At 62.7% G+C, this 27,000-nt stretch carries 25 protein-coding genes and 1 tRNA gene; 11 read left to right on the plus strand and 15 right to left on the minus strand.

The genetic code is table 11. The annotated features are described in order from the left end of the window. Positions 1–25: 25 nt before the first annotated feature. The gene (gene hppD, locus QQJ96_RS21150) at positions 26–1,120 is read right to left on the minus strand and encodes a 4-hydroxyphenylpyruvate dioxygenase (protein ID WP_284334003.1); all 1,095 of its coding nucleotides are present in this window, start codon (positions 1,118–1,120) and stop codon (positions 26–28) included. A 114-nt stretch (positions 1,121–1,234) separates the two neighbouring features. Here hppD and QQJ96_RS21155 point away from each other — a divergent pair, with 114 nt between their 5' ends. After that, positions 1,235–1,717: a MarR family winged helix-turn-helix transcriptional regulator gene (locus tag QQJ96_RS21155; RefSeq protein WP_284334053.1), complete on the plus strand. Its 483-nt coding sequence runs from the start codon at positions 1,235–1,237 to the stop codon at positions 1,715–1,717. Positions 1,718–1,727: 10 nt separating this feature from the next. Here the strand turns inward: QQJ96_RS21155 and QQJ96_RS21160 are convergent, their stop codons facing one another. Together QQJ96_RS21160 and QQJ96_RS21165 are read right to left on the minus strand one after the other, a co-directional pair. Next, positions 1,728–3,206: a peptide MFS transporter gene (locus QQJ96_RS21160; RefSeq protein ID WP_284334054.1), complete on the minus strand. Its 1,479-nt coding sequence runs from the start codon at positions 3,204–3,206 to the stop codon at positions 1,728–1,730. Between the two features lie 168 nt (positions 3,207–3,374). Then, positions 3,375–4,226, minus strand: a complete 852-nt coding sequence (locus tag QQJ96_RS21165) for a tryptophan 2,3-dioxygenase (RefSeq protein ID WP_284334004.1) — start codon at positions 4,224–4,226, stop codon at positions 3,375–3,377. Between the two features lie 273 nt (positions 4,227–4,499). Between QQJ96_RS21165 and pdhA the strand changes: the two genes are divergently transcribed. The 4 genes from pdhA (at position 4,500) to QQJ96_RS21185 (ending at position 8,830) form a co-directional block, all read left to right on the plus strand. Next, positions 4,500–5,585, plus strand: a complete 1,086-nt coding sequence (pdhA, locus tag QQJ96_RS21170; RefSeq protein ID WP_284334005.1) for a pyruvate dehydrogenase (acetyl-transferring) E1 component subunit alpha — start codon at positions 4,500–4,502, stop codon at positions 5,583–5,585. A gap of 3 nt (positions 5,586–5,588) precedes the next feature. Continuing rightward, a complete protein-coding gene (locus QQJ96_RS21175) occupies positions 5,589–6,569 on the plus strand; it encodes an alpha-ketoacid dehydrogenase subunit beta (protein ID WP_284334006.1) in 981 nt (326 codons plus the stop codon). A 72-nt stretch (positions 6,570–6,641) separates the two neighbouring features. Further along, positions 6,642–8,015: a dihydrolipoamide acetyltransferase family protein gene (locus tag QQJ96_RS21180; RefSeq protein WP_284334007.1), complete on the plus strand. Its 1,374-nt coding sequence runs from the start codon at positions 6,642–6,644 to the stop codon at positions 8,013–8,015. 248 nt (positions 8,016–8,263) lie between these two features. Next, a complete protein-coding gene (locus QQJ96_RS21185; protein WP_284334008.1) occupies positions 8,264–8,830 on the plus strand; it encodes a lipocalin-like domain-containing protein in 567 nt (188 codons plus the stop codon). Positions 8,831–8,889: 59 nt separating this feature from the next. Here QQJ96_RS21185 and QQJ96_RS21190 read toward each other — a convergent pair whose 3' ends face one another. Both QQJ96_RS21190 and QQJ96_RS21195 read right to left on the minus strand, forming a co-directional pair. Beyond that, positions 8,890–10,272 (minus strand): sensor histidine kinase, encoded by a 1,383-nt coding sequence (locus QQJ96_RS21190; protein ID WP_284334009.1) that lies wholly within the window; start codon positions 10,270–10,272, stop codon positions 8,890–8,892. Further along, positions 10,269–10,964: a response regulator gene (locus QQJ96_RS21195; RefSeq protein ID WP_284334010.1), complete on the minus strand. Its 696-nt coding sequence runs from the start codon at positions 10,962–10,964 to the stop codon at positions 10,269–10,271. Before QQJ96_RS21195 ends, QQJ96_RS21190 begins: the two co-directional genes overlap by 4 nt. A gap of 170 nt (positions 10,965–11,134) precedes the next feature. Here QQJ96_RS21195 and QQJ96_RS21200 point away from each other — a divergent pair, with 170 nt between their 5' ends. From QQJ96_RS21200 to QQJ96_RS21210, 3 genes are all read left to right on the plus strand, one after another. Next, positions 11,135–11,638, plus strand: a complete 504-nt coding sequence (locus QQJ96_RS21200) for a Spy/CpxP family protein refolding chaperone (RefSeq protein ID WP_284334011.1) — start codon at positions 11,135–11,137, stop codon at positions 11,636–11,638. A 169-nt stretch (positions 11,639–11,807) separates the two neighbouring features. Next, positions 11,808–13,418: an inorganic phosphate transporter gene (locus QQJ96_RS21205; RefSeq protein WP_284334012.1), complete on the plus strand. Its 1,611-nt coding sequence runs from the start codon at positions 11,808–11,810 to the stop codon at positions 13,416–13,418. A 210-nt stretch (positions 13,419–13,628) separates the two neighbouring features. Then, positions 13,629–14,108 (plus strand): BON domain-containing protein, encoded by a 480-nt coding sequence (locus QQJ96_RS21210; protein WP_284334013.1) that lies wholly within the window; start codon positions 13,629–13,631, stop codon positions 14,106–14,108. A 50-nt stretch (positions 14,109–14,158) separates the two neighbouring features. Here QQJ96_RS21210 and QQJ96_RS21215 read toward each other — a convergent pair whose 3' ends face one another. Both QQJ96_RS21215 and rocF read right to left on the minus strand, forming a co-directional pair. Then, positions 14,159–15,532: a tryptophan--tRNA ligase gene (locus QQJ96_RS21215; RefSeq protein WP_284334014.1), complete on the minus strand. Its 1,374-nt coding sequence runs from the start codon at positions 15,530–15,532 to the stop codon at positions 14,159–14,161. A 72-nt stretch (positions 15,533–15,604) separates the two neighbouring features. Then, the gene (gene rocF / locus QQJ96_RS21220; RefSeq protein ID WP_284334015.1) at positions 15,605–16,528 is read right to left on the minus strand and encodes an arginase; all 924 of its coding nucleotides are present in this window, start codon (positions 16,526–16,528) and stop codon (positions 15,605–15,607) included. Between the two features lie 492 nt (positions 16,529–17,020). On the opposite strand from rocF, the gene QQJ96_RS21225 reads away from it, so the two are divergent. Continuing rightward, the gene (locus tag QQJ96_RS21225; protein WP_284334016.1) at positions 17,021–17,785 is read left to right on the plus strand and encodes a hypothetical protein; all 765 of its coding nucleotides are present in this window, start codon (positions 17,021–17,023) and stop codon (positions 17,783–17,785) included. Then, positions 17,782–20,109, plus strand: coding sequence for a pyridoxal phosphate-dependent decarboxylase family protein (locus tag QQJ96_RS21230; protein WP_284334017.1), 2,328 nt, complete (start codon positions 17,782–17,784; stop codon positions 20,107–20,109). Before QQJ96_RS21225 ends, QQJ96_RS21230 begins: the two co-directional genes overlap by 4 nt. Before the next feature lie 122 nt (positions 20,110–20,231). On the opposite strand, the gene QQJ96_RS21235 is transcribed toward QQJ96_RS21230, so the two are convergent. The 4 genes from QQJ96_RS21235 to QQJ96_RS21250 form a co-directional block, all read right to left on the minus strand. Further along, positions 20,232–20,307: transfer RNA gene (locus tag QQJ96_RS21235), tRNA-Thr, on the minus strand. Positions 20,308–20,337: 30 nt separating this feature from the next. Next, on the minus strand, positions 20,338–21,048 hold the full coding sequence (locus QQJ96_RS21240; protein WP_284334018.1) for an SPOR domain-containing protein: 711 nt from the start codon (positions 21,046–21,048) through the stop codon (positions 20,338–20,340). 27 nt (positions 21,049–21,075) lie between these two features. Further along, positions 21,076–21,831 carry a type III pantothenate kinase gene (locus QQJ96_RS21245; protein WP_284334019.1) on the minus strand — a complete coding sequence of 252 codons (756 nt, stop codon included), beginning with the start codon at positions 21,829–21,831 and terminating at the stop codon, positions 21,076–21,078. Continuing rightward, on the minus strand, positions 21,828–22,799 hold the full coding sequence (locus QQJ96_RS21250) for a biotin--[acetyl-CoA-carboxylase] ligase (RefSeq protein WP_284334020.1): 972 nt from the start codon (positions 22,797–22,799) through the stop codon (positions 21,828–21,830). Before QQJ96_RS21250 ends, QQJ96_RS21245 begins: the two co-directional genes overlap by 4 nt. A 343-nt stretch (positions 22,800–23,142) precedes the next feature. Between QQJ96_RS21250 and QQJ96_RS21255 the strand changes: the two genes are divergently transcribed. Continuing rightward, a complete protein-coding gene (locus QQJ96_RS21255) occupies positions 23,143–23,508 on the plus strand; it encodes a hypothetical protein (protein WP_284334021.1) in 366 nt (121 codons plus the stop codon). 26 nt (positions 23,509–23,534) lie between these two features. Here QQJ96_RS21255 and QQJ96_RS21260 read toward each other — a convergent pair whose 3' ends face one another. The 4 genes from QQJ96_RS21260 to dusA all read right to left on the minus strand — a co-directional run bounded on the left by QQJ96_RS21260 (position 23,535) and on the right by dusA (position 27,000). After that, on the minus strand, positions 23,535–24,962 hold the full coding sequence (locus QQJ96_RS21260) for an ATP-binding protein (RefSeq protein ID WP_284334022.1): 1,428 nt from the start codon (positions 24,960–24,962) through the stop codon (positions 23,535–23,537). Next, a complete protein-coding gene (locus QQJ96_RS21265; protein ID WP_284334023.1) occupies positions 24,916–25,602 on the minus strand; it encodes a response regulator transcription factor in 687 nt (228 codons plus the stop codon). The genes QQJ96_RS21260 and QQJ96_RS21265 overlap by 47 nt, the downstream gene beginning before the upstream one ends. Next, entirely contained in the window at positions 25,602–25,922 is a 321-nt protein-coding gene (locus QQJ96_RS21270) for a PepSY domain-containing protein (protein WP_284334024.1), read from the minus strand. The genes QQJ96_RS21265 and QQJ96_RS21270 overlap by 1 nt, the downstream gene beginning before the upstream one ends. A gap of 97 nt (positions 25,923–26,019) precedes the next feature. After that, on the minus strand, positions 26,020–27,000 hold the full coding sequence (gene dusA, locus QQJ96_RS21275) for a tRNA dihydrouridine(20/20a) synthase DusA (RefSeq protein ID WP_284334025.1): 981 nt from the start codon (positions 26,998–27,000) through the stop codon (positions 26,020–26,022).

The following is a 27,000-nucleotide window of genomic DNA, read 5'->3' on the forward strand; positions in this document are numbered from 1 at the left end:
TGCCGAGAGAGGGGCTTTGAAGAATTTACAGAACGCCGCGCCTCATCTGGTCGCGCTCGATCGACTCGAATAGCGCCTGGAAGTTGCCTTCGCCAAAGCCTTCGTTGCCTTTGCGCTGGATGATCTCGAAGAAGATCGGGCCGATATTGTTCTGCGTGAAGATCTGCAACAGTTTGCGCTGCTTGGTCTCCGGATCGGCGTCGATCAGGATCTTGTTCTTCTCCAGGCGCGGTACGTCCTCGCCGTGGTTCGGGATACGCTGGTTGATCACCTCGTAATAGGTGTCCGGCGTATCGAGGAACTGCACGCCTTTGGCGCGCATTGCTTCCACCGTTTCGTAGATGTCGTCGGTGAAACAGGCGATATGCTGGATGCCTTCGCCATGGTAGGCGTCGAGGTACTCGTTGATCTGGCTCTTCGGATCGCTCGATTCGTTGAGCGGAATGCGCACGATGCCGTCCGGCGCGGTCATCGCCTTCGACACCAGGCCGGTCTTGGCGCCCTTGATGTCGAAATAACGGATCTCGCGGAAGTTGAACAGGCGCTCGTAGTAATCGGACCACTTCTGCATGTTGCCGAAGTAGAGATTGTGGGTGAGATGGTCGATGAAAGTGAGGCCGAAGCCGGACGGATTTTGCTCGGCACCAGGTACCGGCTCGTAGTCACCGTCATAGATGCTGCCGGCGTCGGCATAGCGATCCACCAGGTACAGCATGCAGTCGCCGATGCCCTTCACCACCGGCGCATTCACCGCCTTGCTGTCGGCTTTGGCCGTCATCGCCTCGCCGCCATTGGCCAGCACGGCCTTCAGCACTTCATCGGCGGGCTTGCTGAAGCGGATCGCGAAGCCGCAGGCGCAAGGGCCATGCTTGGCGGCGAATTCGGCGGCGAAGGAATCGGGGTCTTCATTGACCAGGAAGTTGACGCCACCCTGGCGATACACCGTAATCGGCCGGTGCTTGTGCTTGAGCACCGCCGTGAAGCCCATGTTCTGGAATAACCTACGCAGTTCGCCACCACGGCCCGCCGGGGCGGCAAATTCAACGAATTCGAATCCGTTGATGCCCATGGGGTTCTCGAAGGTGGTGACGTGCATGCCGAGATTGGGTTGGGCGTTCATGGCGCTCTCCAGGTGAAGTCGGTGCGCGACGGCGGCCAGCTCAGCGTGCCACCATCAAGCTCAGATCGCCGTTATAGTTACAATTGAAACTAATTGCAAGGAACACCGCCGCAAATGTCCCATCCGCGCAAGCCCGCCCCCGCCGGAGCCGAACACGCCCCCCTCGAACTGGAGCGTTTCCTGCCCTATCGACTGTCGATCCTTTCGAACACGGTGAGCCAGGCGATCGCGAACGACTACCAGCGTCGCTACGACCTCAGCATGACGGAGTGGCGCGTGATGGCGGTGCTGGCGCGTTTCCACGGGCTCTCCGCGCGGGAAGTGGCCGAGCGCACGGCGATGGACAAGGTGGCGGTCAGCCGGGCGTTGGCCCGCTTGGTCGAAGCCGGCCGGGTACACCGGGATACTCACGGCAACGACAAGCGCCGCTCCGTGCTGAACCTGACCGAAGCCGGCTGGGTCATCCACGATGATGTGGCGCCGATGGCGCGCGCGCGCGAACGGGACGTGCTGGCCAAGCTGGACGAGGAAGAGCGTCAGTGGCTGACGCGCATCCTCGACAAGCTGCTTGACGACGTGCCGGGACTGGGAACCTGAGGAGCCCCTGCTACTTCACCCCGTGCATCAGCCGGTTCACCAGCGGCGAAATCAGCAGCAGCAGGACGCCCGAGCCGGCCAGCACGTAGAAGCAGAAGGTGAAGCCGCTCAGTGCCGAGGCCGCGGTCATGCCGGTGGCACCGCTGATGTGCGAGGCCAGCATGCCGGAGAGGTTGCCGCCCAATGCCGTGGACAGGAACCAGCCACCCAGCCCCAGGCCCACCAGTCGCGGCGGGGCCAGCTTGGTCACCATCGACAGGCCGATCGGCGAGAGGCACAGCTCACCCACCGACTGGAACAGGTAGCACATCGCCAGCGGCCAGAACGGGATCAGGCCATGGCTGTCGAGCAGGTGCGACAAGGCGTAGATCAGGCTCACGAAGCCGACACCCTCGAAGACCAGGCCCAGGCCGAACTTGCGCGGGATGGAAGGCTCCTTGTGGCGCTTGGCCAGCCAACCCCAGGCCAGCGCCGTCACCGGCGCCAAGGCGACCACCCACAGCGGGGTCATCGCCTGGAACCAGCCCACAGGAAACATCCAACCGCCGAACATCTGCCGGTCCACCAGGTTTTCGGCCAGGAAATTGAAGGTGGTGCCGAACAGGTAATAGAACACCCAGAACAACACGTTGAAGGCAAAAATGATCAGCATGGCGATCACGCGATGCAATTGCACCCGATCGTGGCGCAGGGCTTCGGCGATCAGCACCACCACCATGCCAACGAACAGCACACCCATCACCCATTGCAGGCCGACCGCGCCAAGCTTGGCCAGCAGCAGGTAAGTCACCGGCACGGCGGCCGCAACGCCAACAAACACTTGCACTACACGCATACGGCTTTCGCTGCCTGGCGCCGGGCGTCCCACGCCGCGCAGTCCTCGCCGCCCAAACCAGAACCACAACAGGCTCAAGAGCATGCCCACGCCGGCGGCCGCAAAGACGATGCGGAAGTTCTGCTGCAGCGGGGTCTTGGTGAAATAGCTGGCCATCCAGCCGGTGATCAGGGGGGCCAGGAAGGCGCCGCAGTTGATGCCCATGTAGAACAGCGTAAAGCCGCGATCACGACGTTCGTCGCCGGGCGGATAGAGCTGCCCCACCATCGAGGAGATATTCGGCTTGAACAAGGCGTCGCCGACGATGACCATCGCCAGGCCGAACAGCAAGGCATCGCGGCTGGGGATCATCAGCACGAACAAGCCAGCTGCCATCACCAGAGCGCCGAGCAGGATCGAGCGCTGGTAGCCGATAATTTTGTCGGCCACATAGCCCCCGAACACACCGAAGGCAAACGCCAGCGCCACATAGGCGCCAAAGATGCTGCTGGCCCAGCCCTGCCCAGTGGGGTCGCCGTTGTAGAACTGCGCCACCGCATACAACGCCAGCACCCAGCTGAGGCTGTAGTACGCGAAGCGCTCCCAGAACTCGGTCATGAACAGCATCCATAACGGCCGCGGGTGGCCGAAGAGCTGCGGAAAGTCGGGCGTCATTCGGACGCCGGCTTCGGAATGCTGGTTCACTGGGGTTCCCCCTGGGATTGGACCCGAGAGATGTAACGGGCCTGGTGCGTTCAAGTCAAACGCGATGCAGCAACTTCGTGCCGCCACCCATCATGTTTGTGCGGGATTGATCAAAGGCGCGCCGTAAAAGTTTCCAACCTAGGCGTTGCCGAGCACGGTTCGCACGTCCAGCAACTCCGGAAAGAACTCCAGTTCCAGCGCCTTCTTCAAGAACGCCACGCCCGAGGAACCACCCGTGCCGCGCCGGTGTCCGATGATGCGCTCCACCGTTTTCATATGTCGGAAACGCCAAAGCTGGAAACTTTCCTCCACATCCACCAGTTGCTCGCACATGTGGTACTCGGACCAGAACGCCGCACGCTGTTCGTAAATGCGCTTGAAGACCGGCAATAGACCTTCATGACGCTGATACGGCTCGCTCCAGTCACGCTCCACCCGCTCGGCCGGCACGGCATGGCCGCGGCGGGCAAGGTAGCGCAGGAACTCGTCGTACAAGCCCGGCGCCTGCAGCACGTCGCGCAAGCGCGCGTGGGCCGCCGGGTCATGCTCGAACACCTTGAGCATCTGCGCGTTCTTGTTGCCCAGCATGAATTCGATCACTCGGTACTGCAGCGACTGGAAACCCGACGACGAGCCCAGGGCGTCACGAAATTCCAGATATTCCGCTGGCGTCAACGTCTCCAGCACAGCCCACTGCTCGAACAGCTGCCGCTGCACGTGCTTCACGCGCGCAAGAACTTTCAAGCATTCGTTCACGTCGTCCATGCGCAGGTGCGCGATGGCCGACGTCAGCTCATGGATGACCAGCTTCATCCACAGCTCGGCCACCTGGTGCATCACGATGAACAGCATTTCGTCGTGGTGCGGCGGCCGCGTCAACGGCTGCTGCGCGCTAAGCAGTTGATCCAAACGCAAATAGCCGCCATAGGTCATCCGGCCGCTAAGGTCGAGCTCGATGCCTGCCTCGAGGTCCCGCTGGTTATCCGTCATGACGCCCATAAACCCGCAAAAAGATTCATGTTACCCGCTATGACAAGTGCCTACGTACGGGCTCGCATGCTGCAGTGTACCTTGCGGCGTGAAATGGCGCCCTGCTATCTATTGGCGTTTGCCTGGGTCCGAAGGCTGCTTTTTGACTGCTCACACAGCGCGGTGACGCCCGCGTAAAATGGTCAAAGTATCCTTTAACAGCGCGTCCGGCCCCACTGGATGGGCCGCGCCTCCCCCCGCAGCGTTTTCCCCTACCCCATCCGGGAGCGAGTCGTGTCCATCGCCGCCAAGTTTGAAATCGAATATCTGCAATACCTCGATGCCGAAGGCAAGCAGGTCCGTGATGACCTGCCCGAATTCGCCAAAGACCTCGACCACATGGTCGAGCTGTACAAGCTGATGCTGTCCACCCGCGTGTTCGACGCCAAGTCGGTAGCGCTGCAACGTACCGGCAAGCTCGGCACCTATGCAAGCTGCCTTGGCCACGAAGCCGCGCACGTGGGCATCGGCAGCGCCATGAAGCCCGAAGATGTGCTGGCTGTCAGCTATCGCGAATACGGCGCGCAGCTGTATCGCGGCGTGCAGCCGCGCGAGGTGTACATGTACTGGGGCGGCGACGAACGCGGCAACGATTACCAGAATGGCGCCGCGCGCCATGATTTCGCCTGGTCGGTGCCGATCGCCACGCAATGCCTGCACGCGGCCGGCACCGCGCTGGCATTCAAGATCCGCAACGAGAAGCGCGTCGCCGTGTGCACGATCGGTGATGGCGGTTCGTCGAAGGGCGACTTCTACGGCGCCATCAATATCGCCGGCGCGCAGAACCTGCCGATGGTGGCGGTGATCGTCAACAACCAGTGGGCGATCTCGGTGCCGCGCAAAATCCAGTCCGGCGCGCCCACGCTGGCACAGAAGGGCATTGCCGCCGGCCTGTACTGCATCCAGGTGGACGGCAACGACATCATCGCCGTGCGCAAGGCGATGGAAGATGCCCTGGAGCGGGCACGCAACGGCGAAGGCGGCACCGTGCTGGAGCTGGTCACCTATCGCCTGAGCGACCACACCACCGCCGACGATGCACGCCGCTACCGTGGCGAGCAGGAAGTGAAGGACGCCTGGGCGAAGGAACCGATGAAGCGCCTGCGCAACTGGCTGGTGGCCAAGAAAGTGTGGGACGACCAGAAGGAAGAAGCCTGGAAAACCGAGTGCGATGACTGGATGGACAACGAGGTGAACGCCTACCTTGAGACCAAGACCCAGCCCGTCACGGCGATGTTCGACTACACCTTCGCCGAAGTCCCCGCGGACCTCGCCAAACAGCGCGATCTCGCGCTCTCGCTCGACAAGAAGGCGCACTAAGCCATGGCACAGATCACTCTTATCGAAGCCGTCACCCAGGCTCTTGCTTATGAAATGGCCCATGACGACAGCGTTGTCGTGCTCGGCGAAGACGTGGGCGTCAACGGCGGCGTGTTCCGCGCCACCCAGGGCCTGCAGGAAAAATTCGGCCCGCTGCGCGTGCTCGACACGCCGCTGGATGAAACCACCATCGCCGGCGTCACCGTGGGCCTCGCCGCCGCCGGCATGAAGCCGGTGGCCGAAGCGCAGTTCGAAGGCTTCATCTATCCGATGATGGAGCAGATCGCCTGCCACGCCGCACGCATGCGCAACCGCACGCGCGGCCGCATCACCGTGCCGGCCGTATGGCGCGCGCCGTGGGGCGGCGGCATTCGCGCACCGGAGCATCACTCCGAGGCGAACGAACACCTGTTCACCAATATCCCGGGCCTGCGCGTGGTCATGCCCTCTTCTCCAGCGCGTGCCTACGGCCTGCTGCTGGCCGCGATTCGCGATCCGGATCCGGTGATGTTCTTTGAACCCAAGCGCATCTATCGCCAGTACAAGGAAGAAGTGCCGGACGACGGCGAAGCGCTGCCGCTGGATGTGTGCTTCGTGCTGCGCGACGGCACCGACGTCTCCATCGTAACCTGGGGCGCGCAAGTCAAAGAGGCGCTGGAAGCGGCCGACGCGCTGGCTGAGGAAGGCATCAGCGCCGAAGTGATCGACGTGGCCACGCTCACCCCGCTCGATTTCGACACCATCGCCGAGTCGGTGCAGAAGACCGGCCGCTGCGTGATCCTGCATGAAGCGCCCAAGACCGCCGGCTTCGGCGCGGAAATCGCCGCCCGTATCGCCGAGGAATGCCTGTACGACCTGCTCGCGCCGGTGGAGCGCGTGACCGGCTGGGATACGCACATTCCGTTGTTCCGTCTGGAGATGAAATACCTGCCTAGCGCCGAGCGCGTGGTGGAAGCCGCCAAGCGCGCGCTGGCCGCCTCCTGACCTTACAGCGTCATTGTGGTGATTACCGGAATGACGCACCAAGAACATCAAGACTGATTACGGGAACCGAACATGGCCGACATCAAGACGTTCTACCTGCCGGACCTCGGCGAAGGCCTGCCTGACGCGACCATCGTCGAATGGCACGTGAAGGAAGGCGACACCATCAAGCTCGACGCGCCGCTGGTGTCGATGGAAACCGCCAAGGCCGTCGTCGACGTGCCCTCCCCCTATACCGGCAAGGTCACCAAGCTGCACGGCGCCGCCGGCGACGTGATCGAGACCGGTGCAGCGCTGGCCGAATTCGAGCCCGATCCGAATGCCAAGCAGCGTGCGGAAGCCGAATCCACCGGCCACCATCACGGCCCCAAGAAGGCCGCCGCCGCGGAACCGAAGAAAGTCACCGCCTCCGATGAAGGCGGCGAACTGGAAACCAACGGCAAGGCCGAGCGCGAAGACGAAGGCACCGTGGTCGGCGCGATGGTCAGCGGCAGCCATGTGCATATCGAGCAGGCTTCCAGCGCCGGCGGCGTGAAGGCCGTTCCGGCTGTGCGCGCGCTCGCCAAGAAGCTGAAGGTGGATATCTCGCGCGTGCGTGGCACCGGCGCCGATGGCGTGGTCACCATGCAAGACGTGAAGAACGCCGCCGCCAACGGTAGCGCCGCACTCGGTGCAGCACCGGCGCGCGCCGTGCCGGCCTCTGCCGGCCGCCACCTGGCCCCCGAACTGCCACAACCGGAGCCGACCCGTACCGCTGTGTCGCTGGCCGGCAAGCCGGTGCGAACCGCGCCGCCGAGCGTGCACGCGAGCGGCCAGCCGGAACAGCTCAAAGGCGTCCGCCGCAACATGGCCCGCGTGATGGCCGAGGCGCACGCTAACGTGGTGCCCACCACGCTGGTGGACGATGCCGACCTGCACGCCTGGATCGGCAAGCAGGACATCACCGCACGCCTGATCCGCGCCATCGTCGCGGCCTGCAAGGCGGTGCCCGCGCTCAATGCCTGGTTCGACGGCAAGAACCTCACCCGCACGCTGCATCCGCATGTGGACATTGGCATCGCGGTGGATACGGAAGACGGTCTGTTCGTCCCAGCATTGCGCAATGCCGACGTGCTGGATGGCGCCGGTATCCGCGCCGGCATCAAGCGCCTGCGCACGCAAGTGGAAGATCGCAGCATTCCGGCCACGGAACTCAGCGGCTACACCATCAGCCTGTCGAACTTCGGCATGTTCGCTGGCCGCTATGCCACACCGGTGGTAGTGCCGCCCTGTGTGGCGATCATCGGCGCCGGCAAGCTCAGCCACGACGTGGTAGCCGTGATGGGTGGCATCGAAGTGCATCGCCGCATGCCGATCAGCATCACCTTCGACCATCGTGCGGCGACAGGCGGTGAGGCGGCGCGCTTCCTCAAGGCCTTGCTGGACGATCTGTCCGCGCCGAACTGATGGTTATGCACCCAAAAAAAGCGCCCTTCATGGGCGCTTTTTTTTTGCCTTCAACCGTAGGCTGGGATGCAATCCCAGCATCGCCATGTATGCCGCACCGGCAATGCTGGGATTGCCATCCCAGCCTACCCGTCAGCTTGATTATCCATGTCAATCCGCAATCACTGAAATATGGGTTTACCCCATGTTGGGACGATTCCGTCGACGCATAGACTGCTTGCGCACTCCGTGCTCACCGAGGAATCCCCATGCACCCCCTTCGAAAGATTTTCATGTTCGGCGTGATCGCGCTCGCCCTGGGTGTATCTACCACCCAGGCCACCACCACCGCACAGGAACAGGCGCAGCAGAAGTCCGATTCGGCAACACCATCCGGCGACATGCCGGTACCCATGTGGCTGGCCGGTACTTGGACCCTGGTTCGTTGCGATAACGTCTACCCCGATGGCCACCGCATCGAGCTATATGGCCCGCATCCGGAAGGCTTGTGGATGATTGATACGCATGGCCGCTACATGATGCTGATCGCGCGTGCGCAACGCACGCCGTTCGCCGCTGGCGACAAATCCAAGGGCACGCCGGAGGAATATCGTGCAGCCTCGCTGGACGTCAATGCGCACTATGGCAGCGTGAGCGTGCATGGCAATCAGCTGACCACACATATCGAGCAAGCTTCCTTTCCCAACTGGATCGGTCACGGCGGCAGCACTGGCTACACCCTCAAGGGCAACCAGCTGACCTACATTGTTGCCAAGCCCAGCAGCGGCGCCGCCGAAGGCGCCCATGGCGAAGTGGTCTGGCAGCGGCAGGATTGAGCAGGGGCACATCGGGCGTATCCGGCAAGCCGGGATACGCCCGAACGCAGCGGTCTTCGTCAAGCGCTACGCGTGTCCATCGGCAACGGCAAGCGCATGACGACTTCCAGGCCACCGCCCTGCACGTTGTGTGCCGTCACCTCGCCGCCATGCGTGTGCATCACCCGCTGCACAATCGCCAAGCCCAGTCCGTGACCTGTCGCCTGGGCCGCGTTCTTGCCACGGAAGAAGGGGCGGAACAGGAGTACCAATTCCTCGTCGGGTACGCCTGGCCCGTGATCGCGAACGCGTAGTTCCACATGCGACTGCCGACGGTTCAGATCGATCTGCACGACCGCATCGGAGGGACTGAACTTGATCGCGTTGGCAATCACGTTGTCCAGCGCTCTCTCCAGCAAAATGGCGCTGCCCTGCACGATGGCGAGCCCGTTTTCCGTCATATGCAGAGTGACGCCACGGGCTTCGGCGTCGATACGCGCCGCCGCCACGCGATCCCTGGCCAGCGCCGCCACGTCGACCGGTTCACGCACCATCCCCGGCAAACCACTTTCCAGTCGCGACAGCGCCAACATCTCCGCCGTCATACGATCCATGCGCTCGATCTCATGCTCGGCGCGCTCGAAGTGCGCCGCGGCTTCCTGCGGATTCGGGCTGTGTTGAGCCAGATCCAGAATCAGATGCAGCCGTGCCAGGGGCGAACGCAATTCATGCGAAAGATCCTGCAGGACGCCACGATCATGCGCCACCAGATGCTCGATGCGCTCGGCCATGCCATTGAAGTCGCGCGCGAGCTGGCCAAGTTCGTCGTGCTGCTTGCTCCAGCGCCGCTCGACCCGAGTGGCAAATTCGCCAGCGGCCATCTTGCGGGTTGCAGCGCGCATCGCTTCGACCGGTCTGGAAACGCTGCGTGCAACCCACCAGCCAATGATCGCGATCGTCAGCAAAGAAAGCCCCAGCTGTACGCCGAGCAGGATTTTTTCACGCGCGTGCGGAGGAATGCGCGTCCGCGAGCTGCTTACCGCCACCAACTGCCGTGGATGCCCGTCGCTACCGCTTACGTTTTGCACGGCAATGTAGAAGCCGGGCCATGGATTCAAGGCGATGTCGTGCCCGGAAGACAACCAGTCGGGCAAGCTTCGGCGGACCGGTGGAGGCAAGCGTATCTCGCGCAATGGCTCTCCATTTTCGTACAGCGTGGCGTCCACCCCCTGCTCACGCTCCTGCCTTACCCACGCATCCAGGCCGATGCTCCCATCTTTCTCATAAGCCTGCTCGGCGGCCTGCGCCATCGCCGGCCAATCGAAATCCTGCTGCACGGAGTAGCTGATGAAGCTGCGCGTCAGCAGTCCACCCAGCATCAGCACCAGTACATTGGCAACGCAGACGGAGATCAGCAGGCGCCAAAACAACGGGCTGCGAAATGGACTCCTGAACGTGTTCATGCCGAGGCGCCACTGTTGGGCAGCAGCACATAACCGGCACCGCGTACCGAATCGATGCGTGGCGCCTGCGCCGATGCTTGCTGCAACTTGTGGCGCAACCGGCTGACGTGGACATCGATGCTGCGATCGAAGCGCTCCAGCTCACGCCCCAACGCAGCGCGAGTCAGCGATGTCTTGTCGACGACTTCGCCGGCACGCTGCGCCAACAGCAACAGCAAGGCGAATTCGGCGCCGGTAAGATTGAGCTCTTGCTCAGCCGCATACGCGCGCCTCTCGCCAGGCAACAAGCGCAGCACGCCCGCGGTGAGCTCGCCCACGTTTTCTACCGTGTGGCGACGCAATTGGGCGCGCACGCGCGCCAGCAGTTCGCGTGGCAAACAGGGCTTGGAAAGATAATCGTCCGCGCCCAGCTCCAGTCCGACCACCCGATCCACCGGCTCGCCACGTCCGGAAAGCATGATCACCGGCAGACGGAATTGCGTACGCAGATCACGCAAGGTATCCAAGCCGCTGCGACCGGGCATCATCACGTCGAGGATCAATAGATCCGGACGCAAGGCAGGATCACGCAGACGCGCCAGCACGCCTTCGCCGTCGTGCACCACCTCCACCAGGAGACCCTCGCGGCGCAGGTACTCGGCAAGCAGCGAGCACAGCTCGCGATCGTCATCACCAATCAATATCCGGGACATCGGCCATACCGTCGACAGTGTGTAACACACTATCGCATGACAACCGCGACGGGCTGCCGCTCGCTTGCAGCAGGCTGACTTTACCCTTCTTTACACCGCAGCAAAGCTCTTAAACCTGCCCCTGCTTTCCAATACTTGCGCAGCACCCTCCCCCAAACAGGAGTTTCACGATGCGCAAGTCGATGACCTTGTCTCTCATTCTCTCCGCCGCCCTGGGCGTATCCGCGCTGGCCTTCGCCCACGACGGCGGCCCCGATTTCGGCCCCGGCGGTCCCCGCGACCACCACGGCGAAGCCATGATGGCCCTGCACGGCCTGAACCTCACGGACGCCCAGAAAGCCCAGGTCAAACAGATCCTGCAGCAAAGCTTTGCGTCGTTGAAGACGCAGGCACAGACCGTTCGCCAACAGCATGAGGCGTTCGAGGCGCTGTCGCCAAACGCATCCAATTATCAGTCGGCGGCAGCAAGCCTGGCCCAGGCTGAAGCCAACCTCACCAGCGCCCGCATTACCGCCCGTGCCGGCGCTACCGCGCAGATCTACAACAGCGTGCTGACCAGCGCACAGCAGAACCAATACGCCAGCCAGAAGGCGGCGTTCCAGGCACGCAAGGCGCAGTGGCAACAGTTCAAGGCCGAACATCCGCTGCCGGCGAGTGCCGGCTCGGCACCGTAAGCACGGCAAAACCAAGACAAATAGACGGTTAGCGACTCTTAGCGGACGCTCTAACCGATAAGCTGAGCGATCGCCGCTGCATCGGCGATCGCTTTTTTTGCTTCATTTCTTCACGCAGCTGCAACACAGCAGGCTGTCACGCAGTTGTCTTGCGCAGCGCTTAGCTTTCATGGGGCTGACCATCGAGGGCGAGCCCATGCAGACGGATGCGACTGTCGTCAGTACCGCCACACCCAGCCAAGCTTCCGGACGGCTGTTCGGCGCCCTGTTTGGCTTGATCTTGCTGATAGGTGGCGGCTACGCCGGCTTGCACCTCGTCGACGATCTTTCCATCGTGCGCGCGCATTCGACCGGCCCGTTCATCCTGCTGGGCGTGGCCTTGCTGATCGCACTGGGCTTCGAGTTCGTCAATGGCTTTCACGACACGGCCAATGCCGTGGCTACGGTGATCTACACGCATTCGATGCCGGCCAACCTGGCCGTGATCTGGTCGGGCATCTTCAACTTCCTGGGCGTGCTGACCTCATCAGGCGCGGTCGCATTCACGGTGGTATCGCTGTTACCGGTCGAGCTGATCTTGCAGGTGGGCAGCGAAGCGGGCTTTGCGATGGTGTTCGCGTTGCTGTTCGCAGCGATCCTGTGGAACCTCGGCACCTGGTATTTCGGTCTGCCGAATTCTTCTTCGCATACCTTGATCGGCTCGATCATCGGCGTAGGTCTTGCCAATCAGTTCACGGCGGTAAAGACCGGCACCAGCGGCGTCGACTGGAACGCCGCCATCGGCGTGCTGCGCGGCCTGGTCTTTTCGCCGATCGCCGGCTTCCTGCTGGCGGGCCTGCTGATGCTGTTGCTGAAAGCTTTGATCAAGATCCCAGCGCTGTATCGCGCACCGGAAGGACAAAAACCGCCCCCGTGGCCGATCCGCCTGCTGCTGGTGCTCACCTGCACGGGCGTGAGTTTCAGCCACGGCTCCAACGATGGGCAGAAGGGCATGGGCCTGATCATGCTGATCCTGATCGGCACCGTGCCCACCGCCTATGCACTGAATGGCGCAGTATCCGGCGGCCAGGTGAAAACTTTCCACGAGGTTACGGTGGAAGTCCGGCAAGTGCTCGATACTCTCGACCACGGCGTTCTGTTGAACGGGAACGCGCGCGACATCGTCACCACGACCTTGCAACGGCGCCGGCTGCTACCCGATACGATCCCTGCGCTTTCGGCGCTGATGGCCAACATCGATCAGCAGGTGGGCAATCGTCCGTCGCTGCGTTCGGTACCGCAGGAACAGATGGGCAATGTGCGCAACGACATCTATCTGGCGAACGCGGCGATTCCATTGGTGCTGGCGCAGCCAGGGCTGAGCGATGAGCAGAGCAAGGTGCTCACCAGCTGGCGCGGGCTCGGCGTCAAAGCCACTCAATTCATCCCGCCCTGGGTCAAAGTGGCCGTTGCGCTGGCGTTGGGTCTGGGCACGATGGTGGGATGGAAGCGCATCGTCGTGACGGTTGGCGAGCGCATCGGCAAGGAGCACCTCACCTATGCGCAAGGCGCATCGGCCGAACTGGTAGCCATGACCCTGATCCAGGCCGCCGACATGTATCACCTGCCGGTCAGCACGACGCATGTGCTGACTTCGGGTGTCGCCGGCACGATGGCGGCGAACGGCTCCGGCCTGCAATGGGGCACCGTGCGCAATCTGCTGATGGCCTGGGTGCTGACCTTGCCAGCCTCGATCCTGTTGGCGGGTTTGCTCTTCATTGCCTTCAAGCACCTGTTCTGAGCGCCGCTCGCTAATAAGCACAACAAACGTGAAACATCGCATTGGCAATGCAAGCACATCACTGAACTAACTCAATGTGCATGGGAATTTTGCAACGCCGCTTTCACACGCGGCCTGTTGCCATGGGCATGCGGATCCCTAGCGATGCGCCTGCTTGCTTCTCTAACGACTATCCTTGGCAGGCAGCCCCCAGCTCCAAGGAGATTGCCAATGCGTAACCAATCCCATCTGCGCAAATCCCTGATCGCCACTACCGTGATGATGGCCTTCGCAGCCGCACCATTTTCCCTACTGGCGCAGAGCACCCCGCCATCGTCGATGCCGCAGCAACAACCCTCCACCTCTCCGATGCAGCAGCCATCAAGCACGCCACAGTCGACCCCCACTACCGACCAGTCGACGATGAACCGTAGCAACGAGACGGTTCCCGGCAAAGTGGACGACACCTGGATTACCACCAAGGTGAAATCCAAATTCGCCGCCGCCAAGGGCGTGAAGGCGTCCGACATTACGGTGAGCACGGCCGACGGCGTTGTGACCCTGACCGGCAGCGCTACCTCCAAGGCGGAAAAGAATCGCGCCGTACACCTCGCCAAGCACGTAAAGGGCGTGAAGAGCGTCGATGCATCGGGCCTGACCGTGAGCGAAGCGAGCTCCAAGCCGGCATCGAGCGCCTCCAGCGGCAAGTAGTGAGGCCTGCCAGCCTGCCCCCTCCCCCGCAGATTGGGGAGGGGTTTTAGTTACTCGCTCTTTTCCTGCACAGCCAGCAGGTCCAGGGCCGCGCGCAAATAGCTCAACGCTTCGTCGCGCTCGATTTCATCCGTGTAGTCCGGCGCAGTCGCCACCGGCTCACCGTCAAGCTCAAGCACCAATGAACGAGGCAAGCTGTGTACTGTTGCGGCGGCGCCACCTAGCACCTTCAAGCGCTTTTGCACTGCGCCGGCTTCTTTCGGATCCTTGAACGACTTCGACAGCAACAACTCATCGCCTTCGGACGAAAACAGGCGGAAGCGGAAGCTGCCGTCAGTGTCGCGGAAGCTGGCAAAACGTGGCGGCCTGGCCGCTTTCGTCGCCTGCCTGGTGCCACCGGCGGGGAGGTTCGCGGACGACATCGCGCGCAAGCCGATCGCGGCACGCAGTTCGGCGATTTTCGGACTGGCGATAGCACGCGCCTTGCGTGCGCCCTCGCGCAATATGTCTTCGATATCGGCCGGACGCGCGATCAGCTCCTCGTAACGCTCGCGCATCGGTGCGATATCCGCCTCCAGGCGTTCGTACAGCACCTGCTTGGCTTCTCCCCAGCCGATCCCCTCTTCCAGCGCACGGCGGAAGGCATGGCTTTCGGTTTCGCTGGCGAAGGCGTGGAAGATGGTAAACAGCGAGGAACTGTCCGGGTCCTTGGCCTCGCCCGGCATGCGCGAATCGGTGACGATGCGCATGATGGTTTCACGCAACTGCTTGGCACCACCGGCGAACAGAGGAATGGTGTTGTCGTAGCTCTTGGACATCTTGCGGCCGTCCAGCCCTGGCAAGGTGGCGACCTGCTCTTCGATCACCACCTCGGGCAGCACAAAGAACTCGTGCCCATAGATGTGATTGAAACGCTGCGCGATATCGCGCGCCATTTCGATGTGCTGGATCTGGTCGCGCCCCACCGGCACTTGTTGGGCGTTGAACGCAAGGATGTCCGCCGCCATAAGCACCGGATACATGTACAGGCCCGCGGTCACGCCCGCATCCTGGTCTTCGCCTGCTTCGGTGTTCTTGTCCACGGACGCCTTGTAGGCATGCGCGCGATTGAGCAAGCCCTTGGCGGTGACGCAGGTAAGAAACCAGGTAAGCTCGGGAATTTCCGGAATATCGGACTGCCGGTAGAACGTCACCCGGTTCGGATCCAGGCCCGCCGCCAGCCAGGTTGCCGCGATTTCCAGGCGCGAGCGTTCGATGCGGGCCGGATCGTCGCTCTTGATCAGCGCGTGATAATCGGCCATGAAAAAGAACGCATCGACCTCGGGCCGGCGGCTGGCGGCAATCGCCGGCCGGATCGCGCCGACGTAATTGCCCAGGTGTGGCGTACCGGTGGTGGTGATGCCTGTAAGGACGCGAGTTTGCATGCAGCAATCCAGGAAAGGTCAAACAAACGCCCCGCGCACCCTGCGCGAGGCGGCTAAAGCAGTGTACGGACTTTAATCGGGCTCACGCATCAGGGTGGACTTGCCGAACAGCGACTCGACCAGCTCCACCGCCAGCCTCGCCGTGCGGTTGCGCTTGTCGTAGGCCGGGTTCAATTCCACGATGTCCAGCGAGCCCAGGCGACCGGTGTCGGCGATCATCTCCATGCACAGCTGCGCCTCGCGATAAGTCGGGCCGCCGCGCACCGTCGTGCCTACCCCAGGCGCGATCGAAGGATCCAGGAAGTCCACGTCGAAGCTCACGTGCAGATGCGTGTTCTCGTCCAGGCCTTCCAGCGCTTCTTCCATCGTGCGCTTCATGCCCACCTCGTCGATGTGGCGCATATCGTAGATATCCATCTTCGCCTGCCGCACCAGCCGCTTTTCGCCTTCGTCCACCGAACGGATGCCGATCTGGCGAAATACATCGGGCGTGACCGCGGGAACGCGATCGCCGATTTCCACCAGCTCGCGCGGGCCGTTGCCGCACAGGCAGGCCACCGGCATGCCGTGGATGTTGCCCGAAGGCGTCACTTGCGAGGTGTTGAAATCGGCATGCGCATCCAGCCATAGCACGCGCAGCTTGCGTTCCTGCTCATGGCAATGGCGCGCCACCGCACTGATCGAACCAATCGCCAGGCAATGGTCGCCGCCCAGCATGATCGGCAGGCGGCCCGCCTGCAGTTCCTGATGAATGGCCGTGTGCACGGCAAGGTTCCACGCGATCACTTCCGGCAAGTGCCGATAACCGTCCTCCGGCGGCTGCCAGGGGTTCATCGGACCGTGCAGATTGCCCCGATCAACCACCTCCATGCCACGCCGGCGCAGCTTCTCGCCCAGCTGCGCCACGCGCAGGGCCTCGGGCCCCATCGACGCGCCGCGATGCCCGGCGCCGATATCGGTCGGCACGCCGACCAATGCAACCACCTGCTTTTTCATACGACCCTGCTTATGTCCTGCATGAAAGCCAAGTTTAGCGGCTCAGAAGAGGTGATACGCGGCAGCAAACGCGCCAAGCATTCTTCCCGCACCCCACCCATCCATTTATGTAACTGAAAAATATGGTGTTTTTTAAAAGAAGCCACCCTTGGGCAAACATCGCCCGCGGCCCGAATTAACAGCAATGTGACGCTCGCGTGAGGCATCGTGCACACCGCCATTGCTAGACTGGGATGCTGTTGCGTCACTGAGCGTCGCCCGTACGTGCTTCGTCTCCAGGGGGAGACTCGCATCCTTGTCAGTCAGGCTTCGTGCTTCAGTCCTAGCTACGCAATGAGTGCCGTGCCGACCATGGGCGGCATGTTTTCCTACAAGTCTTCGACCCTTCTCCCTGCAGCAATCACCTGGCGAGCGACCTAGTGTCGCCAACGGCTATGTGCCTGTTTCTGAGACGCCGCGGTTCACTCAACGGTCAACCTGAGGAGGTGGGTCATGATCTCAAGCTATCCGCTGGCCGACACGCCGGACCAGCACGGGTTTGTGATGATTGGAACTGAAACCCTGTTTCTGCATCACCTGGCGATGTTCAACATGGAAAACCATCGCTATCAGCTGCTTATGCAAGTGAGTTTGCCCGCCTATGCAAAGCGAGCGTATGTAGCGGACAAGGCCGCGCAACCGCCGGGCACCACCTACATACTCGGGAATCTGCAAACGGACCTGATGACCATCCCGCAAATCGCCAATGGTCAGCGCGTTGCCTTCAGCGCCGATATTTTCCGTGGGCTGCCGAACGATCCGAACACCGATCCGCCACTGATCCACAACGTCCCCGTGCAGATCGAGCGGATCGTGATATTCCGCCGTTTCGACTATTGCATGGATTACCCCCCGTATCTCACCTACTACTTGTTCGGGGCGGGAACCTCGGCGCACCTGGTGCACTGGACCAGTCAATTGCCCGACTTCGACCAGGTGCTTGATCTGCTCGAGGTGCCGGCGTGGCTTGATCCGGAGCACCTGGCCTCGGGCGTAACAATCAACTTTCTGTCGTTGCCGCAACAGTTCTACACCAGCAATCCGCTCACTGCGCCCGCCTACAGCGTCAGTGTCGGCGGTATCGGCGAATACCTCGCCGATATCGGAGTCACCTCGTACTTCGACACGGCGGCCATCAACATGGTCCACGAGCCCCCCGGCAGCGAGCAATTGCATGCCATACACCGCGCCAACGCAGAGCTAGGAGGAAGAGCATGAATCCGAAAACATCCGCCCAACGCTTCACCGAACAGCTCAACCAGACACTTGCCCAGACCAAGCCCGGCGACGTGTTCTCACTCGATGTTCCTGGCACCTCGTCATTGGCCGCTTGGTTCCTAGGACCCAAGGCCGAGAACGAGCAGTTGCTGAAGGAGCTGATCGCCGACGCCATCGGGGCGCACTGCATGGATCGGCGCGAATACTTTCCGAACGATCCGCCTTACGTGACCGAGGAGATCAAGAAATCCCAGGCGTACAAGGAATCGGTAAAGACGATGCGCCAGGAGTACCTCAATCTCCTCGAAAAGCTGAAAGGCTCGGTGCCCTTTTTCAGCTACCGCTATCAAGCCCATATGAACTGGGATATCACCTTGCCGGGCGTTGCCGGGTATTTTGCCGGCATGCTGTACAACCAGAACAATGTCGCCTCGGAGGCCTCGCCGGTTACCACGCCGCTGGAAATGATCGTCGGCGACGATCTGTGCGAGCTGCTTGGCTATCGCATACCGCCGAAAGACGACACGGGGGCAGTCCGTCCGTGGGGACACATCACATGCGATGGCAGCGTGGCCAACCTTGAAGCGATGTGGTCGGCGCGCAACTTGAAGTACTACCCCGTGTCAGTGGCAGCCGCCCTCATGCGCGAGCCGTCGCTGGCCGCAGCCAGGAACATGACGGTGCGCTTGCCCAATGGCCAGCGGGAAATCCTGACGCGATTGACGTCATGGCAGCAGCTCAATCTTGAGCCGGATGTGGTTCTGGCCATACCCACCGTATTGGTGAACGACTACGGCATCAGCTCGGCGCCCAACGAAGGCATCAACCTCATCAACAATTACTCGATCCAGCAGCTGGGCTACGTCGAATTCGCGCGCCAGTATCTCAGAGGCGAGGTTGGTGCGCCGGTGCTGATCGGCCCGGCGACGATGCATTATTCCTGGCCCAAGGCGGCGGCGATTCTGGGCATCGGACAGAACAACCTCGTCGGCGTCGATGTAGACCTCAATGCGCGTATGGCGATGCCGGCCTTGCGGGCCGCGTTGGACCGCTGCATGGCCGAACGCCGGCCGGTGATACTCAATATCGCCGTGCTGGGGTCGACCGAAGAAAGCGCGGTCGATCCCCTGGGTGCGGTAGTTGCCTTGCGCGACGAATATCGGCACGCCGGCTTCAGCTATCCCGTGCACGTCGATGCAGCGTGGGGCGGTTATTTCGCCGCGATACTGCGTGCGCCCAAGCACGAAGCGCCCATGGCGGCGAAGGCGGATGGCCTGCGTTTCACGCCCGATCTGGCGATGAGCGACTATGTCACGGCACAGTACGAAGCGCTGCCCACCGCCGATTCCATCACCATCGATCCGCACAAGGCCGGCTACATTCCCTATCCGGCGGGCGGCTTGTGTTATCGCAACGGCGCCCAGCGCAATCTGGTTTCGTTCACGGCGCCGGTGGTCTACAAGGGCACCGCGGACCCCACCGTAGGCATCTATGGCGTGGAAGGCTCGAAGCCGGGCGCGGCGGCGGCCGGTGTCTATCTCAGCCATCGCGTCATCCGCACCAACCAGAGCGGCTACGGCAAGATCCTTGGGCAGTCGCTGTTCAACAGCAAACGGCTTTACGCCGCCCTGGTGACCATGGCCTTGGAGGAGGATGCGCCGTTCGTCATCGTACCGTTCCAGCGCCTGCCGGCCGAACAGGCAGGCGGCACGAAAAAGGAGATTCGTGCGCAACTGGAATACATCGCGCGCGAAATCGTGCCCAAGTCGAACGAAGAACTGCTCCGCGATCCGCAGGCGATGCAGTTGCTGACCGAACTGGGTTCGGACCAGATCATCGTTTCCTACGCATTCAACTATCGTCTGGACGATGGCGCGCTCAATCGCAACGTGGAGATGCTCAACGCATTCAACACCGCCATCTACAATCAATGCAGCCTGCAGCCGAACAGCGATCACACACGCGATACGCCGATCATCCTCACCAATTCGGCCTTTGAGCCTAGCGTCTATGGCCAGGCATTTGTCGAAGCATTCAAGCAGCGCCTTGGCGTACAGGGTGATCCGGAGCAGTCCATTTCCTTCCTCCTCTCCACCACCATGGACCCGTGGATGACCAGCACGGAAAAGGGAAATTTCATTCCCACCTTGATCGACGCATTGCGTAAGGCCGTGCTCGGTGCGATCCGGGAAATCAAGGCACAGCCTTTCGCCGTGTTCCGGTCCGAGGAAGAAGAGACCATACGCATCCCGCTGAAGCCCGGTACCGCGGCGGCCATCGGCACCAGCGGCAATGGTCATGCCCGGCCAAGGGCCAATCCGTAGACCCGCCCGGACCAAGCACCAGGCGAACATCGCCATCACCCTCCCCTGCTTCAGGGGAGGGTGATGTGCTAGGAAAATGGTCTTGGAGAAACACGATCAGCAGGCGCGGTGCGGTGGTTTCCTGGTGCCGACAGTCTGACTCGAACAGACGACCTACCGCTTACAAGGCGGTTGCTCTACCAACTGAGCTATGCCGGCATTGGGCCGTCCATTCTAACAGGCTCTACCTTAAAAACAGCCCGTGCTGTGCGAGCCGATGGCCGGATCATGGACCCGGCTACGCCAGTCGAAGTGCTGGCTGTCGACAGGAATCAGATCCAGCCAGTATTCGGGCACGCTTTCGGTGCGCTCGCTCACCTGCGCCGGGAAGCCGGCGGCCACGATTTCGTCGCGGCGCTTGCGTGCGTTGGCGGGATCTTTGAACAACCCCAGCGACACAGTGTTTTGGTTGTCGCCGGCATTCACCACGAAGTAGTCCTGGATATTGCGTGCCCCTAGCTGACGCGCCTGCGCCAGGGCGGCCGCGTGATTCGGACTGGGCGGCAGATGCACCCACCAACCGCGCGATTGCGTGGTCTGCTCCTGGCGCGCGCGCATACGCTGCGCTTGTGGATCGAGGGCGTTACGGGCGATGCGCAGGTCTTCCTGCGTCGCGAACGGACCCAGCGCCATGCACGCGTAGCTCAGCGCATTGGCGCTGGGTGCGACTGCCGCAGGCGCAGGCGCTGAAGCGGGCGTGGCGGCCGTAGCGGGGGGCGCCACCGACGCCGCGTGGACGGTAGTGGTGGCCGGTGCTGGCAATTCGGATAGCAGATGCAGCCTGGGTACGCCCGGATCCGTGGCGAATCCGGCGTGCGTGTCGTTCTGGCCCAGCAGCAGCCACGCGCCAACGGCAATATTCAAAGCGATCAGCAGAACGAACAGCAGGCGCAGCACCATCGAACAACTCCACTGGGATGGCCGATTCTAGGGGGATGGATACCCTGGATGTGAGGCCGCCCACACATTGAGGCCGCGCAGCACGCTGTCGGTGGCAAGCTCGGCCGGCACACCCAGCAAGGGCAGCAAAGCTGCGGCATCCCCCCCGTCCAGTAATAGCCGCTGCGGAGCGCCCGATTGCCTGGCGACGCTCGCCGCGAATCGTTCGATCAGGGCGGCCACCGCCTGCCAGCATCCCGAGACGACAGCATCGGCAGTGTTGTCGGCGAGATCGCGGATCACGCCCGGGTCGCCCGGCCGCACCCGTGCGGTGGCACCAAACAGCGATTGCTGCATCAGCAACGGCCCCGGTGCGATCAGGCCACCCAAGTGCTGCCCGTTCGGGGCCAAGGCATCGAGCGTCAAGGCCGTTCCGATGCCAGCGAGCACGCACGGCATTGCTTCCGCAGCATGCGCGGCCACCATGGCAAGGAAGCGGTCCACGCCCAGGCGCTGCGGTTCGGCGTAAGCGATACGTACGCCGCAGGCTTCGGCCACTGTGCGCACCCATTGGACCTGTTGTCCGAATACTTCCGCCATGACGCGCTCGATCTGCACTTCGCGTGCCTCATCGACCACCGATGCACCCAGCACTCGTTGCGGCGAATCGAGATCAGCCCAAGCCTGAGTCAGCACGGCGGCTATATCTTCCTCCCACGCGACCGCGCCCCGCAGGATCCATTCGTTCGCGTCGACTACAGCCCATTTCAGGCGCGTATTGCCAAGATCGAGCAACAGTTTCATGCGCGTCGCACCGTGACGTCGGCGCTGTCGATGCCACGCAAGCCCGTAGCTGTCTGCACTTGCAACGATCCCCGCGCATCGATGCCGGCACCAATGCCATCAAGTTCGCCCGTTGCGCTGCTTACGCGCAGCGGCACGCCGCGCAACGCATCGTGTTCTGCATATTCATCGACGAAGGCACGGAAGCCTTCGCGCTCGAATTGCTGCAAACCCTCCACCAGGCTGGCGATCAAGGCGGCCGCCGCCTGATTGCGGCCAGGAGGCCGGCCCTGGCCCAGCGTGGCCAGATCACAGATGGGCTGCCCGGCCTGCTCGCGCAGCGCGTCAGTGAGCCGCAGGTTGAGGCCAATGCCGATCACCGCCGCGCACGGTCCCTGGTACTCGCCGCTCAGCTCGACCAGGATGCCAGCCAGCTTGCCGTCCTTGGCGAGCACGTCGTTGGGCCACTTTAAGAGCGCGCCATCCGTGCCTAGGGCGTGCAGTGCGCGCAGCACGATCACTCCAGTGGCCAACGACAGGCCCGACAATGACGCGAACCCCGCCTCGAATCGTTTCAGGCAGGACAGGTAGATGTTCAGCCCCGGGGGTGACAACCAGCTACGCCCGCGCCGGCCGCGTCCGGCCGTCTGCGTTTCCGCCAGCACCATGCTGAGATCGGCGGCGGCGCTGCCACGCCGCAGCAATTCACTCGAGGTGGAATCGATCTCCCAGTGGACCTCCAACGCACCCAGCCGCCGCGCGACCGCTAAAGGAAGTTCCGAGCGGATCGCCTGGCCATCGAGCATCTGGATCGGCCACGGCAATCGGTAGCCGGCCGCGCCGGCCGACTCGATCGGCACGCCGCGCTGGCGCAAGGCCTCGATCTGCTTCCAGATGGCAGCGCGGGTAATCCCCGCTTCAGCGGCCAGGCGAGAGCCGGAAAGCGTCTCCCCGGAAGCCAGGGTGGCCAGTAGCTGTTGCGGCTGCATGGTCTCAATGGCCCCAGAAGTGGGCAAGTCGCACTGGTCGCGGCGGGACAGGTAGCACAGGAAATGACATGGGCTGGAGAGGCGGCATTAAACAAGATGTTTAGCGAGTCAACAAATGATGCAACCTGGAAAAACTTGCGGCAGGGCGATCATTTATCAACAAATCAAGGAGTTGAGTAAAGAAAAACGGCCGTAACTCGACTAGGCCGTAGCGTCAGATCACAGTCTGTTGACGTTGTTGTCAACAAAAGCTTACGCGCAGGTGAGAAAGACACTGGCATCCAAACAGGGTTTCTGGGAGTATCGGGCGGCTTGGCTTTATGCCTCGGGGGCCTGGATCGCCATGCGTGCCACTTCATTGCTGCTCGTCTGCCTGCTCGGTCTTGGGACTGCCGCCAACGCAGTGGCTGCGGGCGCCGCTGGGGCTGCCGGCAGCGCAAGTGCTGGCTGCACGGGGCGCAACAGCAGCAGCGAACATGCTGGCGGCCACGACACGTCTTCCTCTTCCGGGGATACGATGAATGTGTCGCGCAATGGCAACGCGTCCTCGCGTCAGCCGTCTTCCAGCAGCCGCTCCGGCAACTCCAGCAACAGCAGCATGGACGACACCCCGACTCGCTTCAGCACGGGCGATTCCGCGCCGGATGGCTCTTCACACAGTTCTTCCGGTCTCGGCTGGCAATCGCTTTTGCCCGGCTCGATCCAGTAAGCGCAAGCCGCAAACCCCGCAGCTGATCAAGTGGGCGGTAGCGCCACGCTGAATCTTGCGCCGCCGAATTCCGGCGAGCTGTCCACAGTGAGTTCGCCGTTATAGGCACGCACGATGTCCTGCACGATGGACAGGCCGATGCCATGGCCTTTCACGCGCTCGTCGCCACGCACGCCACGCTGCAGGACCTTCTCGATCATGTCTTCCTCGATGCCGGGACCATCGTCTTCCACGCTGAGCAACAGGCCAGGGCGCGGGCGACCGGGCTGGCGGTGCGCCTTGACCACCAGCAATACATGATGGCCAGCCCACTTGAACCCGTTCTCCAGCAGGTTGCCCATCAGCTCCAGCAGGTCGCCCTGCTCGCCATAGAACGCGGCACCGTCCTCGATATCGAATTCGCACAGCACATTCTTTGCGGCATAAACCTTCTCCAGGCTTTGCACCAGATCTTCGGCATGCCCGGCAATCGGCACCGCGGCGGCGGCAAAGGTCTGGCGACCGGTGGTCGCCGCGCGCGCAAGCTGATAAGCGACCAGTTCGTCCATGCGCCGCACCTGGTCCAGCACCGGCGCACGCACCACGGGCGGCAACTCGCTCGCCTCCACCTGCGAGCGGATCACCGCCAGCGGCGTCTTCAGGCTATGGGCCAGATCGGCCAGCGTGTTGCGATAGCGCGTGCGCTGCTCGCGTTCGCTCTCGATGAAACCGTTGATGCGGCCGGTCAGACCGGTGAGCTCGGCCGGGTACTGGCTGTCCAGGTGATCGCTCTGGCCGCGCTCGACCCGGCTCATGTCGCTGGCCACTTTGCGCAACGGCGTCAGGCTCCAGCGCAACAGCAGCAACTGCAACACGATCAGCATCACGCCCAGGGTAGCCAGCCAGCCGACCAGGCTGCGCCGGTAGACCGCGGTGTTGCTTTCCAGTTCGTCTTCGGTTTGCGCCACCGTAAAAGTAAGATGCACCGGCTGCCGTTCCGGCACCTCCAGCGCCACGCCGAAGCTGTAGTAGTAGAGCCTGCCCAGTTCCGTGTCCACCGGACCGATGAATTGCGACTGCCCTGGCTCCAGGGGATGCAGGAAGCTGAAATCGCGCCCCAGCGCCGAAGACGATTCCCAATGAAAGCCGCTGTCGCCTAGCACCACGGCATACAGGCCCGAACCTGGACGCGAGAACATCGGATCGGGCGGCGTATCCGGCATCAGCGGGGTACCGTCACGCCGCGCATCGGTGCCGGCGATATAGGTGATTACATAGTCATGCAGGTGGCCTTGCAGCTTGTTGAGTTCGCTGGCCGCATAGGTGCGCGACAGCGTCCAGCCGATGGCGCCCAGGAAGGCGGCCAACACAAGGCCAGTGGTAAGCGCTGCTCGCGCCGCCAGCGAGAACGGGCGGCGCGCAGCGGCATCATTCGTCTTCGCTGCGAGGGATAGCAAAGCGGTACCCGCGTCCACGCACCGTCTCGATCGGCTTCAGTGTGCCTTCCGGATCCAGCTTCCTGCGCAGGCGGCCAATGAAGACTTCAAGCACATTCGAATCGCGATCGAAATCCTGTTGATAGATGTGCTCGGTGAGGTCGGCTTTGGACACCAGCTCGCCGGCGTGCAGCATCAGGTATTCCAGCACCTTGTACTCGTAGCTGGTGAGGTCCACCGGCTTGCCTTCCACCCCGACGGTTTGCGCTGTGGTATCCAGCTTGATCGGGCCGCAGGCCAACACCGGCTTGGACCAGCCGCTGGCTCGACGCACCAGCGCATTGATGCGCGCCAGCAGCTCTTCGACGTGGAAGGGCTTGACCAGGTAGTCGTCGGCGCCGTGCTTCAAGCCTTCGACCTTGTCCTGCCAGCTGCCGCGCGCGGTGAGGATGAGGATGGGGTAGCGCTGCCCGGCTTCGCGCAGCGACTTGACCAGGTCCATGCCCGACATCTTGGGCAGCCCCAGGTCGATGATGGCCAGATCGAACGGCACTTCGCGGCCCAGGTACATGCCTTCTTCGCCATCCTGGGCGGTGTCCACGGCAAACCCGTCGCGTTTGAGTCGAGCCGCCAGCGTCTCGCGCAGCGGCGCTTCGTCTTCGACCAGGAGGATGCGCATCAGTGTTTCTCCTTTTTGCTTCCGCCGTTAGGGGGTTTCTTGGAGGAGGATTGTGCCGCAGGCGGCACATGGGTGGCATCGGACGGCACGGCGATGACGCGCACATGCCCTTCGGGCGTAAGCACCTTGATGCGGTACTCCACCTTGCGCCCGATATGACGTGGTTCGGCCGACAGCACCTTGCCGCCGACTCTTTGCTGTACTTGCGTAACGGCCTGGTCCAGGCTCATGCCGCCTTGCGGAGGCGCCGACTGGGCAGCAGCCGTGCCGGCCGCCAGCAGCCCAGCCGCGGCCATCCATGCGAGTTGCTTCAAAGCCATAGTCCCGTTATTGAGTGCCGGAAGGGTCCGGTGGCTGAACATACTGCTCAACCCGGGCTGAATAATGACCGGACGGCTGAACGGGGGATGCCCTGACCTATGCCGCGGCCAGCATCGGCGCTACAGCCTGCTCGATCAGCGCCCAGCCGGCCCCCTCCCGATGCGCCCCTTCGCTGAGGACACGCCGGAAACCCCGCGCCCCCGGCTCCCCCTGGTACAGCCCCAGCAAATGCCGGCAGATGTGCTTGAGCGCGGTCCCTCGCGCCAACTCCGCTTCCACGTACGGACGCATGTGCTGCAGTACGTTTTCACGCGCGGGCAATGGCACGCCGTAAAGAGCCTCCTCGACCCGGGCCAGCACGTAGGGATCGTGATACGCCGCGCGCCCCAACATCACCCCATCCACATGCTCCAGATGCTCGCGCACCGCCTCCACCGTGGTGATGCCGCCGTTGATCACCACCACCAGCTGCGGAAATTCGTGCTTGAGACGATACACACGCTGGTAATCCAGCGGCGGAATCTCGCGATTCTCCTTGGGCGAAAGCCCTTGCAGCCAGGCCTTGCGCGCATGCACCACCAAGACCTCCACGCCCGCTTCCAGCATGGTGTCGGTGAAGTGCTGCAGGTCCGCGTATTCGTCCTGGTCATCCACCCCTATACGGCATTTCACGGTGACCGGCACCACCACCGCATCACGCATCGCCTTGACACAATCCCCCACCAGCGCCGGCTCGCGCATCAGGCACGCCCCGAAGCTCCCCGATTGCACCCGGTCGGAAGGGCAGCCGACATTGAGGTTGATTTCGTCATAGCCCGCCTGCGCTCCGTAGCGCGCCGCTTCCGCCAACTCCTGCGGATCGCTGCCGCCGAGTTGCAAGGCAACGGGGTGCTCCTGCTGGCTGTGCTCCAGCAGCCGCAACTGTTTGCCGCGCACCAGCGCCGCGCTGGTCACCATTTCCGTGTACAGGCGGGCATGGGGGGACAGCAAGCGATGGAAATAGCGGCAGTGCCTGTCCGTCCAGTCCATCATGGGCGCTACGGACAGGTGCCAGGGCTTGGGGCTGGTGTTTTGCAT

It is taken from the genome of Dyella flagellata (genome assembly GCF_030160275.1).
GTDB lineage: Bacteria > Pseudomonadota > Gammaproteobacteria > Xanthomonadales > Rhodanobacteraceae > Dyella_B > Dyella_B flagellata.